Genomic DNA, 12801 nt, shown 5'->3' with positions numbered 1-12801 from the left:
ACGGCACTTCCCGCACCTCCCGTACCTCGGCTGCACCGCACCTCGCTCCACACAGCAATTCGCACAACAGTTCGCATTGCCCCGTAGTCCGCAGTCCGCAGTCCGCAGTCCGCAGTTCGCACCTTCCACCGCACTTCGCACGCGTTCCACGTGTCCCGAGCACTCCGAGCGCCACTCCGCACCAACGCCGCCACAGCGGCGGGCATGGGCCGGCAACCCGTCGGCCGAGAGGGGTCCCCACCACGATGACGGCACCACAGCACGACACGAGCGCGGAAACGCCCGCACCCGTGTCCGTAGCCGACGTCCCTGCCAAGGCCATCGAAGGCCGCTCGCCCGGCCGCATCGCCTGGATGCGGCTCAAGCGCGACAAGGTCGCGCTGACCGGCGGCGTGGTCGTGATCCTCCTGATCCTGGTGGCGGTCTTCGCGCCGCTGATCGTGGGCCTGCTGGGGCACGACCCCAACGAGTTCCACGAGGACATGATCGACCCGGACCTGGGCACGCCGCTCGGCTCCTTCGGCGGCATCAGCTCCGACTTCCTGCTGGGCGTCGAACCGACCAACGGCCGCGACGTGTTCAGCCGGATCGTCTACGGCGCCCGCATCTCCCTGGTCGTCGCCTTCCTGGCGGCCTTCGTCTCGGTCGTCCTGGGCAGCCTGCTCGGCGCCCTGGCCGGCTTCCTCGGCGGCTGGGTCGACGCCGTCATCAGCCGCGTGATGGACCTGCTGCTGGCCTTCCCGCAGCTGCTGTTCACCATCGCCCTGGTCTCCGTTGTCCCCAACTCCCTCTGGGGGTTCGAGGGTTCGGGCGTCCGGATGGGCGTGCTGATCGTCGTCATCGGCTTCTTCGGCTGGCCGTACATCGGCCGTATCGTCCGGGGCCAGACGATCTCCCTGCGTGAACGCGAGTACGTCGAGGCCGCACGCAGCCTCGGCGCGGGCCGCGGCTACATCCTGATCAAGGAGCTGCTGCCCAACCTGATCGCGCCGATCCTCGTCTACTCGACGCTGATCATTCCGACCAACATCCTGACGGAAGCGGCCCTCAGCTTCCTGGGTGCCGGTGTCAAGCCGCCCACGGCCTCGTGGGGAAAGATGCTCTCCGACGCCGTCCCCATCTACCAGGACGACCCCATGTACATGGTGGTCCCGGGTATCACGATCTTCATCACCGTCCTGGCGTTCAACCTCTTCGGGGACGGGCTGCGTGACGCACTCGACCCCAAGGGCAGCTGAACCGCTTCTTCGATTCACCCACCTCTGGAGGTTGGACAACCGTGATCCGCAGAAAGCAGGCACTCGCGATCACCGCCGTGATCGCCGCCCTGTCGCTGACCGCCGCGTGCGGTGGCAACGACAAGAAGGCCGACAGCAGCGACGACAAGGGAGACAAGGGCTACAGCGGCGCCACCACCGCCGTGGTCAACGCCTCCGACGCCAAGGGCGGCGAGCTGAAGCTCTGGTCCCCGCAGGACGTCGACTTCCTCGACCCGGCGCGCGCCTACTACGGCTTCGTGTGGAACCTGCAGCGCCTCTACATCCGCCAGCTGTACGCGTACGACAGCAAGCCCGGCGCGGCCGGCACCAAGCTGGTCCCGGACCTCGCCGCGGGCGAGCCCGTCCTGAGCAACGACGGCAAGACGTACACCGTCAAGATCAAGGACGGTGTGAAGTTCGACGACGGCTCGGCGATCACCGCGAAGGACTTCAAGTACGGCATCGAGCGCGTCTTCGCGCAGGACGTGCTGTCCGGCGGTCCGACGTACCTGATCGACCTGCTCGACCAGGGCCAGAAGTACCCGGGTCCCTACAAGGACACCGACCCGAACAAGATGGGCCTGAAGTCCGTCGAGACGCCGGACGACCACACGATCGTCTTCAACCTGGCGAGCGCCAACTCCGACTTCAAGTACCTGCTGGCCATGCCGTCCTCCTCGCCGGTCCCGGCGGGCAAGGACGAGGGCGCCTCCTACACCAACAAGCCGGTCTCCACCGGTCCCTACAAGGTGGAGTCCTTCGCCTCGGGCAAGGGCGCGACCTTCGTCCGCAACGAGAACTGGGACCCGGCCACCGACACGATCCGCAAGGGTCTGCCGGACAAGGTCACCTTCACGGTCACCACCAACCCGGACGACATGGACCAGCGCCTGCTCTCCGGCGACATCGACCTCGCCATCGACGGCACCGGTGTCCAGCAGGCCGCGAAGAACAAGATCCTCAAGGACTCGAACCTCAAGAAGAACGCGGACAACCCCTACACGGGCTACATCCGTTACTTCGCCTTCCCGCAGACGGTCGCGCCGTTCGACAACATCGAGTGCCGCAAGGCCGTCATCTACGCGGCCGACCCGAAGTCGCTGCAGAACGCCCGCGGTGGCCCGACCAGCGGTGACCTCGGCGCCAACATGCTGCCGCCCGGCATCCCCGGCTCGGACAAGAAGTACGACCCGTTCAACCTGACGGCCGGCAAGCCGCAGACGGACAAGGCCAAGGCCGCGCTCAAGGCCTGTGGGAAGCCGGACGGCTTCGAGACCACCATCGCGGTGCGCAACAACCGCGCCCCCGAGGTCAAGAGCGCCGAGTCCCTCCAGGCCGCGCTCGCCAAGATCGGCGTCAAGGCGACGATCGACCAGTACGACGGCAAGCTCTCCTCCTCCACGATCGGTTCGCCCGAGAACGTGAAGAAGAAGAACTACGGCATCATCGTCATGGGCTGGGGCGCCGACTACAACTCCGGCTCGGGCTTCCTGCAGCCGCTGGTCGACGGATCGTTCATCCTGCCGAACGGCAACAACAACTACACCGAGGTCAACGACCCGGAGATCAACGGCCTGTTCAAGACCGCCGCTGCCGCCGCCACCCCCGAGGCCGCCGCCCCGTTCTACGGCCAGATCAACAAGAAGGTCATGGAGAAGGCGCTCTACCTGCCGATCAACTTCGACAAGGCGCTGATCTACCACAGCCCGCGTCTGACCAACGTCTACTTCAACGACTCGATGGGCCGCATCGACCTCGCGGTCCTGGGCGTCGGCAAGTAGTCGGGCAGTCAGACAAGCAGTACCGGCCCGCGAGGGCCCGTAAGGCAGCAGCAACCAAGCAAGTACGCAAGTAAGTGCCTTCACCGCACGTGCGCTAGTCCGAAGGGCAGGTGAAGGCCGCAGGCGGCGGCTGCCGTCCCCACGGGGGACGGCAGCCGCCCGCCCCGGGCGGCCGACTGCAGTGCTCGTCTACCTCATACGGCGGCTTTTCAACGTCGCCGCCACGCTGCTGGTGGTCTCCGCGGTCACCTTCGGCATCTTCTTCGCGGTCCCCAAGCTGACCGGCAGCGACCCCGCGCTCATGTACGCCGGCCGTGAGACCAGCGAGACCGCCCTGCAGGGCATCCGGGTCAAGATGGGCTTCGACAAGCCGATCTCCGAGCAGTACTGGGTGTTCCTCAAGGGGATCTTCGTCGGCCGCGACTACGACGCGGGCACCGAGGTCACACACTGCGCCGCGCCGTGCTTCGGCTACTCGTTCAAGAGCGAGGCACCCGTCTGGCAGACCATGCTCGACCGCATGCCGGTCACCCTCTCGCTCGCCCTCGGCGCGGCGGTCATCTGGGTGCTGGCCGGTGTGGCCACCGGAGTGGTCTCGGCGCTCAAACGCCGGACCGCCATCGACCGCACCGTCATGGTCGGCGCCCTCGCCGGCGTCTCCCTGCCGATCTTCTTCACCGGCATGGTGGCCCCGGCGGTCTTCGTCTACAGCCTCGGCTGGCTGGACGTCTCCAATTACAAACCCCTGACCGAGGATCCGCTGGCCTGGCTCAACAGCATGATCCTGCCCTGGGTCACCCTGGCCTTCCTCTTCGCCGCCACCTACGCCCGCATCACCAGGGCGACCATGCTGGAAGTCCTCGGCGAGGACTACATCCGCACGGCGCGCGCCAAGGGGCTCAAGGAGAGCGTGGTCATCCGCAAGCACGCCCTGCGCTCCACCCTCACCCCGATCGTCACGATGTTCGGCCTCGACCTCGGCGGACTCCTCGGCGGCGCGGTGCTCACCGAGACGACCTTCAACTTCCAGGGTCTGGGGACGGCGGCCGTCGCCGCCATCGGCCAGGGCGACCTTCCCGTGATCATGGGAGTCACCCTGCTCGCCGCGCTGTTCGTGGTGATGGCCAACCTGATCGTGGACCTGCTGTACGCCGTCATCGACCCGCGCGTGAGGCTGACGTGACCAAGACCGTTTCCGACGAGCCCGCCTTCGTCCCGGAGCAGGGCGGACCGCGCGACGCGGCCCCCTTCCTCTCCGTACGCGACCTGCGCGTGCACTTCCCGACCGACGACGGCCTGGTGAAGTCCGTCGACGGACTCTCCTTCGACCTGGAGCGCGGCAAGACCCTCGGCATCGTGGGCGAGTCCGGCTCGGGGAAGTCGGTGACCTCGCTGGCCATCATGGGCCTGCACCGCACCGGCAACGCGCGCAGCCGCCCCCACATCTCGGGCGAGGTCGTGCTCGACGGCGAGGACCTGGTCGCCGCCGACGCCGACCGGGTGCGCCGCCTGCGCGGCCGCAAGATGGCGATGGTCTTCCAGGACCCGCTGTCCGCGATGCACCCGTACTACTCGGTCGGCAAGCAGATCGTCGAGGCGTACCGGACCCACCACGACGTCGACAAGAAGACGGCCCGCACCCGCGCCGTCGAGATGCTCGACCGCGTGGGCATCCCGGAGCCCCACCGGCGCGTGGACGCTTACCCGCACGAGTTCTCCGGCGGCATGCGCCAGCGCGCGATGATCGCGATGGCGCTGGTCAACAACCCCGAGCTGCTCATCGCGGACGAGCCGACCACCGCCCTGGACGTCACCGTCCAGGCGCAGATCCTCGACCTGATCCGCGACCTCCAGAAGGAGTTCGGCTCCGCGGTCATCATGATCACGCACGACCTCGGCGTGGTCGCCGAGATGGCCGACGAGATCCTCGTGATGTACGGCGGCCGGTGCGTCGAGCGCGGCACCGCCGAGAAGGTCTTCTACGGCCCCCGGCACCCCTACACCTGGGGCCTGCTCGGCTCCATGCCGCGGATCGACCGCGACCAGACCGAGCGCCTGATCCCGGTCAAGGGCTCGCCGCCCAGCCTCATCAACATCCCGAGCGGCTGCGCCTTCAACCCCCGGTGCCCCTACGCCGACGTGCCCAAGGGCGGCATCACCCGTACCCAGCGCCCCGAGCTGACCGAGGACGACAGCCGGCACTGGTCCGCCTGCCACATGTCGCAGGAGGAGCGGACCCGGATCTGGACCGAAGAGATTGCGCCGAAGCTGTGACCGAGAAGCCTGAAACCCCCGGGGCGGCCGAGTCGCCCGAGACGCCCGAGACGAACACCGGGGACGCGCTCCTGAAGGTGACCGGGCTGGTCAAGCACTTCCCCATCAACAAGGGGCTGCTGCGCCGGCAGGCCGGGGCCGTCAAGGCCGTGGACGGCATCGACTTCGAGGTCCGGCGGGGGGAGACCCTCGGCATCGTCGGCGAGTCGGGCTGCGGCAAGTCCACCATGGGGCGTCTGATCACCCGGCTGCTCGAACCGACCGACGGCCGGATCGAGTTCGAGGGCAAGGACATCACGCACCTGGGCGTGGCGGGCATGCGCCCGCTGCGCCGCGACGTGCAGATGATCTTCCAGGACCCGTACGGCTCGCTGAACCCGCGCCACACGGTCGGCACGATCGTCAGCGCTCCCTTCCGGCTCCAGAAGGTCACCCCCGAGGGCGGCCTGAAGGCGGAGGTCCAGCGGCTGCTGTCGCTGGTCGGCCTGAACCCCGAGCACTTCAACCGCTACCCGCACGAGTTCTCGGGCGGCCAGCGCCAGCGGATCGGCATCGCCCGCGCCCTGGCCCTCAAGCCGAAGCTCGTCGTCGCGGACGAGCCGGTCTCCGCGCTGGACGTGTCGATCCAGGCCCAGGTGGTGAACCTGCTGGACGACCTCCAGGAGGAGCTCGGCCTGACGTACGTGATCATCGCGCACGACCTGTCGGTCATCCGGCACGTCTCGGACCGCATCGCGGTGATGTACCTCGGCAAGATCGTGGAGCTGGCCGACCGGAAGTCGCTGTACGAGGCCCCGATGCACCCGTACACGACGGCGCTGATGTCGGCGGTGCCGGTGCCGGACCCGCGGCGGCGCGGGGCGAAGAGCGGGCGCATCCTGCTCAAGGGCGACGTGCCCTCGCCGATCTCCCCGCCGGCCGGCTGCCGCTTCCACACGCGGTGCTGGAAGGCGACGGAGATGTGCACCAAGGTGGACCCGCCGCTGGTCGCCCTGAAGACCGGGCACCAGGTGGCGTGCCACCACCCGGAGAACGCCCCCGACCAGGCGCCGGGCGACCCGGCCCTGCCGGGCGCGACCGAGGCGGTGGCGGTGGCCTCCGAGTAACCCCTGCCCCGGCCGGGCGGTGACCCGGGCGGGGACGGTCGTGGGGGGGGGGGGGGGGGGGGGGGGGGGGGGGGGCCCCCCCCCCCCCCGGGGGGGGGGGGGGGGGGGGGGGGGGGGGGGGGGGGGGGGGGGGGGGGGGGGGGGGGCGGAGTGGCCCCCCCCCCCCCCCCCCCCCGGGGGGGGGGCCGGGCCCCCCCGGCGGCCCCCCGCCGATTCCCTCCGGCCGGCAATGCCCGCCGGAATCCGTCCCCGCCTGCGCGGACCCGGTGCCGGCCCCCCGGACACGCGGCACATCCCCGTGTCAGGCGGCGCAGCCCCGCGCCACCGTCCCCGCGGCCCGTGCCACCGGCTCCGCCGCACCGTGCGACCGGCGGAGCCACCCGCGCGTGCCCGGCCCCCGTCGGCCGGGGTGGTCGTCACCCGCGGGGAGGGGCGCAGCCCCGCGTGCCCCACCGGTGCCTACCGGCGGAGCCATCCGCGCGATCCGGCGGAGCCGCCCGTGCCGACCGGCGGAGCCACCGGCGTCGGTCCGGCTCGCGCCGGGCGACAATGGCGGGGTGCTCCACGATCTCTTCCCGCCCGACGTCCAGCACGCACTGGACCTCGCGGGCATCTTCGTCTTCGCCCTGGCGGGCGCCCTGCTCGCCGTCCGCAAGAACTTCGACGTCTTCGGCATCGCCGTCCTCGCCCTCGTCACCGCCCTCGGCGGCGGCCTCTTCCGCGACCTCGTCATCGGCGCCGTGCCACCCGCCGCCTTCGGGCAGCTCAGCTTCTTCGTCACGCCCCTGATCGCCTCCGCGATCGTCTTCTTCCTGCACCCCGAGGTGCAGCGGATCAACCGGGCCATCAACGTCTGCGACGCCGCCGGCCTCGCCCTCTTCTGCGTCACCGGCACGACCAAGGCCTACGAGTACGGCCTGGGCCTGACCGCGTCCGCCGCGCTCGGCCTGGCCACGGCCGTCGGCGGGGGCGTGCTGCGTGACGTTCTCGTCAACGAGGTGCCCTCGCTGCTGCGCGACCGGGAGATGTACGCCGTTCCGGCCATGGTCGGCGCCTCGATGGTGGCCGTTTTCATCGGTCTGGAGGTGCTCAACGCCGTGACGACCGCAGTCGCCATCGTCACCACCTTCGTCCTGCGGCTGCTCGCGATGCGCTACCACTGGCGGGCCCCGCTGGCATGGAACCGCCGCTCCGCGGTGGCCGAAGAGCCCTAGACGAGTAAGGCCCCACCCCACAAAACAAAGCTACCGCTTAGTAGCTTGCAGGTGTACCTTCGAGCCATGTCACACACAGCCGCCCAGGCCACCATCGGCGACAGCGAGTTCGACCGCGACACCACCATCGCCCCGCGCGCGGGCGAGCCCGGGGTGTACGACGCGGAACTCTCCGCCGGCTGGACGATCATCACCGCCGTCAACGGCGGCTACCTGCTGGCCCTGGTGGGCCGGGCCCTGTCCGCGGCCCTGCCGCACCCGGACCCCTTCACCGTCTCGGCCCACTACCTGACCTCCTCGGTGCCCGGCCCCGCCGTGATCCGCACGCAGGTCGTCCGGGCCGGCCGGAACCTCTCCACGGGCCAGGCCTCCCTGTTCCAGTTCGACGAGAACGGCGCCGAGGTCGAGCGCATCCGCGTGCTCGCCTCCTACGGTGACCTCGGCGCCCTCCCCGACGCCGTGCACACGGTGGCGCGGCCGCCCGTCATCCCGCCCTACGAGGACTGCCTCGGCGCCGAGGCCGGCCCGGCGCCGATCCCCGGCAGCTCCGCCATCGTGGACCGGCTCCGGCTGCGCCTGGACCCGGCGACCGCCGGCTGGGCGGTCGGCGCACCGTCCGGGAAGGGCGAGATGCGGGCCTGGTTCGAGCTGGCCGACGGCCGCGACCCCGACCCGCTGTCGCTGCTGCTCGCGGTGGACGCGCTCCCGCCGACCGCCTTCGACCTCGGACTGCTGGGCTGGGCCCCGACCGTCGAGCTGACCACCCACATCCGCTGCCGCCCGGCCCCCGGTCCGCTGCGGGTGGGCATCGTCACCCGCAACCTGGCCGGCGGCTTCCTGGAGGAGGACGCCGAGGTCTGGGACTCCGCCGACCGCCTGGTGGCCCAGTCCCGCCAGCTGGCCCGCGCCCCGCGCCCGTAGCCCCGGCGCGACCCGTGGCCCGGACCGCGGCCGGACCGAGGCCCGGGTCGCGCCCCGCTCGCGCGCCCCGGCCGTCCCCGTCCCGCGTACCCCGGGGAACCCGGCGCCCGGGGACTCGTAGAATCGGGGGATCATGGCCTACCTCGACCACGCCGCGACCACGCCGATGCTCCCGGAAGCCGCTGCGGCGATGACCGCGCAGTTCGCCGCCACGGGTAACGCGTCCTCCCTGCACGCCGCCGGCCGCCGGGCCCGCCGCACCGTCGAGGAGGCCCGCGAGTCCCTCGCCGAGGCACTCGGCGGGCGCCCGAGCGAGGTGGTCTTCACCGCGGGCGGCACCGAGGCGGACAACCTCGCCGTCAAGGGCCTCTACTGGGCCCGCCGCGACGCAGATCCCGCCCGCACCCGCATTCTCGCCAGCCCCGTCGAGCACCACGCCGTCCTCGACGCCGTGCACTGGCTGGGCGAACACGAGGGCGCGCGGGTCGAGTACCTGCCCGTCGACCGCCACGGGCGGGTCCACCCCGAGGCCTTCCGCGAAGCCGTCGAGCGGGCTCCCGAGGACGTGGCCCTGGCCACCGTCATGTGGGCCAACAACGAGATCGGCACCGTCATGCCGGTCCGTGAACTGGCCGCCATCGCCGCAGAGTTCGCCATCCCGCTGCACTCCGACGCCGTCCAGGCCTTCGGACAGCTCGACGTCCGCTTCGGCGACAGCGGCCTCGCCGCCATGACGGTGAGCGGCCACAAGATCGGCGGACCCTACGGCATCGGCGCGCTGCTCCTCGGCCGCGACCAGAGCCCCGTCCCCGTCCTGCACGGCGGCGGCCAGGAGCGGCACGTCCGCTCCGGCACGCTCGACGTGCCGGCCGTCGCCGCCTTCGCCGTCGCGGCAGCCCTGGCCGCCGAGCGGCGCGAACGCTTCGCCACCGAGGTCGGCGCCCTGCGCGACGAGCTCATCGGCGCCGTCCTGGCGGCCGTCCCCGACGCCGTCCTGGGCGGCGACCCCGAGGACCGCCTCCCCGCCAACGCCCACTTCAGCTTCCCCGGCTGCGAGGGCGACTCCCTGCTGCTGCTCCTGGACGCCCAGGGCATCGAATGCTCCACCGGCTCGGCCTGCACCGCGGGCGTCGCCCAGCCCAGCCACGTCCTGCTGGCGACCGGCACGGACCCGCAGCTGGCCCGGGGCACCCTGCGGTTCTCCCTCGGCCACACCTCCACCCGCGACGACGTCGCCGCGGTGGCCGCCGCCATCGGCCCGGCCGTCGAACGCGCCCGTACGGCGGGGCTCAGCTAGGGCCGGGAGAAGCGGCGGCCGGCGTGGCGGTCGCCGTGAGCTCGGCGCGGACCAGCCCGAGGTAGCGGTCCCAGTCCCAGTGGGGGCCCGGGTCCGTGTGATCGGCGCCCGGGACCTCGGAGTGCCCCAGGACGTGGGTGCGGTCCACCGGTATGCCGTACCTCCGGCAGACATCGGCGGCCAGCCGGGCCGACGCCGCGTACAGCGCGTCGGTGAAGTCCTGCGGCCGGTCCACGAAACCCTCGTGCTCGATGCCCACGCTGCGCTCGTTCATCGAGCGGTTCCCGGAGTGGAAGGCCACGTCCAGCTCGCGCACCATCTGCTCCACGTGGCCGTCCTGGCGGACTATGTAGTGCGCCGACGCCTTGTGGAACGGATTCTTGAAGGCGTCCACGGAGGACGCGAAACTGCCCTGGGTGACGTGCACGACGATCCGGTCCACCCGGTAGTCGTCGGGCCGGTCCGCCATCCGCCAGTTCGCCGGGGAGGCCGCGGTCCAGCTCGCCCCCGCGTGGTCCAGCTCACCCTCCTTGCGCGGCTTGCGCACGCCGGGCAGCAGCCACCAGGCCCGCCCGATCTCCTCCCGGCTCAGGAGCGCCGCCGCCCCGAGCACCCCGAGCCCGCCGAAGAGCACCGCCCTGCGGGTCCGGCCCGCCGGGCCCCCGCCCGCTTTCCCCGGACCCTTCGTCCCCTGCTCCGTCATGTGATCCACCCCCCACAGGCGACAACGCGCCGTGACCCCGCGCGGTTCCCCGTACTCTGGACGGTGCTATGACTGAGAACCTGCCGCGCACCGCCCGCCCCCTTCGCGTCCTGGCCGCCATGTCCGGCGGCGTGGACTCCGCCGTTGCCGCCGCCCGCGCGGTCGAAGCCGGGCACGACGTCACCGGCGTCCACCTGGCGCTTTCCGCGAACCCGCAGTCCTTCCGGACCGGCGCCCGTGGCTGCTGCACCATCGAGGACTCCCGCGACGCCCGCCGCGCCGCCGACGTCATCGGCATCCCCTTCTACGTCTGGGACCTCGCCGAGCGCTTCCGCGAGGACGTCGTCGAGGACTTCGTCTCGGAGTACGAGGCCGGCCGCACCCCGAACCCGTGCCTGCGCTGCAACGAGAAGATCAAGTTCGCGGCGCTGCTCGACAAGGCCCTGGCCCTCGGCTTCGACGCCGTCTGCACCGGCCACTACGCCACCGTCGTCCTGAACGAGGACGGCACCCGCGAGCTGCACCGCGCCTCCGACATGGCCAAGGACCAGTCCTACGTCCTCGGCGTCCTCGACGAGAAGCAGCTCGCGCACGCCCTCTTCCCCCTCGGCGACACCCTCACCACCAAGGACGAGATCCGCACCGAGGCCGAGGAGCGCGGTCTGGCCGTCGCGAAGAAGCCCGACAGCCACGACATCTGCTTCATCGCCGACGGCGACACCCAGGGCTTCCTCGCGAACCGCCTGGGCCGGGCCGAGGGCGACATCGTCGACGAGAGCGGCGAGAAGCTCGGGACCCACGACGGCGCCTTCGGCTTCACCATCGGCCAGCGCAAGGGCCTGCGGATCGGCCACCCCGCCCCCGACGGCAAGCCCCGCTACGTCCTCGACATCTCCCCGGTGAACAACACGGTCACCGTCGGCCCCGTCGAGGCCCTCGACGTCAGCGCCCTGACCGCGATCCGCCCCCGCTGGTGCGGAGCCGTGGCCGCCGCCCCGGGCACCTACACCGCCCAGCTGCGCGCCCACGGCGGCGAGACCGAGGTCTTCGCCGAGGTCGTGGACGGCGAGCTGCGCGTCACGTTCACCGAGCCGGTCCGCGGCGTGGCCCCCGGCCAGGCGATCGTCCTCTACGACGGCACCCGCGTGGTCGGCTCCGCCACCATCGCCACCACCACCAAGGCCGCGGCCGCCGCGGTCTGACCCCGGCGTCCCGTCCCGCCCCGCCCCGCCCGTCCGGGGCGCCGGCGGGGCGGCCCCTCTCCCGACCGCCGCCGGGCCGGGCCGGCCGCCCTCAGGCGACGGTCAGGACGATCTTGCCGGTGGTGCGGCCCCGCTCGCCGATCTCGTGGGCCTTCGCGGCCTCCTCCAGCGGCAGCACCGTGTCGATCAGCGGCTTGAGCAGACCCCGCTCGACCAGGGCCGCGATCTCCTCCAGCCCCTTCAGGTCCGGCTCCACCAGGACCCAGGAGGCGTGCACGCCCCGCGGGTCGGCCGGGAGCCCGTCCGGTCCGGGCAGGGTCACCAGGTGCCCGCCGGGCTTGAGCACCTTCAAAGAGCGCTCCCCGTGGTTCCCGCCGATGGCGTCGATGACGACGTCCACGTCCGCGACCGCGTCCTCGAAGTCGGTGGTGCGGTAGTCGATCACCTCGTCGGCGCCGAGTCCGCGCAGCAGCCCGTGCTTGCCGGCGCTCGCCGTGCCGATCACGTACGCGCCCCGGGCCTTCGCGATCTGCACCGCGAGGTGGCCGACCCCACCGGCCGCGGCGTGCACCAGGACGCGCTGCCCGGCCGAAACCCGGGCGGTGTCCACCAGCGCCTGCCAGGCGGTCAGCGCGGCCAGCGGCAGGGCCGCCGCCTCCACGTGGCTCAGCGAGGCCGGCTTGCGGGCGAGGTGCCGTGCGGGGGCGGTCACGTACTCGGCGTACGCGCCGGCCTGCTGCGGGAAGCGGGGCATCCCGTACACCTCGTCGCCCGCCCGGTACAGGGTGACGCCCGGTCCGACGGCCTCCACGGTGCCCGACACGTCCCAGCCGACCGCCGGAACCGGACCCCAGGGGATCAGGCCGCCGCTCTCGCGGGTCTTCCAGTCCACCGGGTTCACCCCGGCCGCGTGGACCCGGACGAGCACCTCGCCCATGCCGGGCTCGGGACGCTCCAGCTCCCGCTCGACCAGGTTCTCCGGTCCGCCCCAGCCCTTCACGATCATCGCGCGCATGTCCGTCCGCCTCTTTCCGTCCGTCGGTG

11 protein-coding genes are annotated in these 12801 nt (G+C 71.8%); 9 read left to right on the top strand and 2 right to left on the bottom strand.

Annotated features, from left to right (window positions below):
- Positions 1 to 245: 245 nt before the first annotated feature.
- The 8 genes from ACEPPI_RS01290 (at position 246) to ACEPPI_RS01255 (ending at position 9852) form a co-directional block, all read left to right on the top strand.
- A complete protein-coding gene (locus tag ACEPPI_RS01290; protein WP_030236075.1) occupies positions 246 to 1238 on the top strand; it encodes an ABC transporter permease in 993 nt (330 codons plus the stop codon).
- 41 nt (positions 1239 to 1279) lie between these two features.
- Positions 1280 to 3040: an ABC transporter substrate-binding protein gene (locus ACEPPI_RS01285; protein ID WP_373913390.1), complete on the top strand. Its 1761-nt coding sequence runs from the start codon at positions 1280 to 1282 to the stop codon at positions 3038 to 3040.
- Between the two features lie 181 nt (positions 3041 to 3221).
- Positions 3222 to 4223, top strand: a complete 1002-nt coding sequence (locus tag ACEPPI_RS01280) for an ABC transporter permease (RefSeq protein ID WP_373913389.1) — start codon at positions 3222 to 3224, stop codon at positions 4221 to 4223.
- Positions 4220 to 5314, top strand: a complete 1095-nt coding sequence (locus ACEPPI_RS01275) for an ABC transporter ATP-binding protein (protein ID WP_373913388.1) — start codon at positions 4220 to 4222, stop codon at positions 5312 to 5314. Before ACEPPI_RS01280 ends, ACEPPI_RS01275 begins: the two co-directional genes overlap by 4 nt.
- Positions 5311 to 6420 carry an ABC transporter ATP-binding protein gene (locus ACEPPI_RS01270; protein ID WP_373913387.1) on the top strand — a complete coding sequence of 370 codons (1110 nt, stop codon included), beginning with the start codon at positions 5311 to 5313 and terminating at the stop codon, positions 6418 to 6420. Before ACEPPI_RS01275 ends, ACEPPI_RS01270 begins: the two co-directional genes overlap by 4 nt.
- A gap of 557 nt (positions 6421 to 6977) precedes the next feature.
- The gene (locus ACEPPI_RS01265) at positions 6978 to 7634 is read left to right on the top strand and encodes a trimeric intracellular cation channel family protein (protein WP_373913386.1); all 657 of its coding nucleotides are present in this window, start codon (positions 6978 to 6980) and stop codon (positions 7632 to 7634) included.
- Between the two features lie 66 nt (positions 7635 to 7700).
- Complete coding sequence (locus tag ACEPPI_RS01260; RefSeq protein WP_373913385.1) at positions 7701 to 8555, top strand: thioesterase family protein; 855 nt, start codon at positions 7701 to 7703, stop codon at positions 8553 to 8555.
- 133 nt (positions 8556 to 8688) lie between these two features.
- Positions 8689 to 9852, top strand: coding sequence for a cysteine desulfurase family protein (locus ACEPPI_RS01255; RefSeq protein ID WP_373913384.1), 1164 nt, complete (start codon positions 8689 to 8691; stop codon positions 9850 to 9852).
- Here ACEPPI_RS01255 and ACEPPI_RS01250 read toward each other — a convergent pair.
- A complete protein-coding gene (locus ACEPPI_RS01250; protein WP_373913383.1) occupies positions 9845 to 10555 on the bottom strand; it encodes an N-acetylmuramoyl-L-alanine amidase in 711 nt (236 codons plus the stop codon). The two genes, ACEPPI_RS01255 and ACEPPI_RS01250, sit on opposite strands and share 8 nt — an antisense overlap.
- 68 nt (positions 10556 to 10623) lie before the next feature.
- On the opposite strand from ACEPPI_RS01250, the gene mnmA reads away from it, so the two are divergent.
- On the top strand, positions 10624 to 11757 hold the full coding sequence (gene mnmA, locus ACEPPI_RS01245; protein WP_373913382.1) for a tRNA 2-thiouridine(34) synthase MnmA: 1134 nt from the start codon (positions 10624 to 10626) through the stop codon (positions 11755 to 11757).
- Between the two features lie 91 nt (positions 11758 to 11848).
- Here the strand turns inward: mnmA and ACEPPI_RS01240 are convergent, their stop codons facing one another.
- On the bottom strand, positions 11849 to 12772 hold the full coding sequence (locus tag ACEPPI_RS01240; protein ID WP_373913381.1) for an NADP-dependent oxidoreductase: 924 nt from the start codon (positions 12770 to 12772) through the stop codon (positions 11849 to 11851).
- Positions 12773 to 12801: the final 29 nt, after the last annotated feature.

It is taken from the genome of Streptomyces sp. AB3(2024), from assembly GCF_041862025.1.
Taxonomy (GTDB): domain Bacteria; phylum Actinomycetota; class Actinomycetes; order Streptomycetales; family Streptomycetaceae; genus Streptomyces.
The sequence above is the reverse complement of the archived record's forward strand: the minus strand, read 5'-3'. Positions and strand labels throughout refer to the sequence as shown.

Excerpts from the sequence above, each read along its gene's own strand:
- ACEPPI_RS01290 (WP_030236075.1), top strand. The coding sequence starts at position 246 with ATGACGGCACCACAGCACGACACGAGCGCGGAAACGCCCGCACCCGTG.
- ACEPPI_RS01260 (WP_373913385.1), top strand. The coding sequence starts at position 7,701 with ATGTCACACACAGCCGCCCAGGCCACCATCGGCGACAGCGAGTTCGAC.
- ACEPPI_RS01255 (WP_373913384.1), top strand. The coding sequence starts at position 8,689 with ATGGCCTACCTCGACCACGCCGCGACCACGCCGATGCTCCCGGAAGCC.
- ACEPPI_RS01250 (WP_373913383.1), bottom strand. The coding sequence starts at position 10,555 with ATGACGGAGCAGGGGACGAAGGGTCCGGGGAAAGCGGGCGGGGGCCCG.
- mnmA (WP_373913382.1), top strand. The coding sequence starts at position 10,624 with ATGACTGAGAACCTGCCGCGCACCGCCCGCCCCCTTCGCGTCCTGGCC.
- ACEPPI_RS01240 (WP_373913381.1), bottom strand. The coding sequence starts at position 12,772 with ATGCGCGCGATGATCGTGAAGGGCTGGGGCGGACCGGAGAACCTGGTC.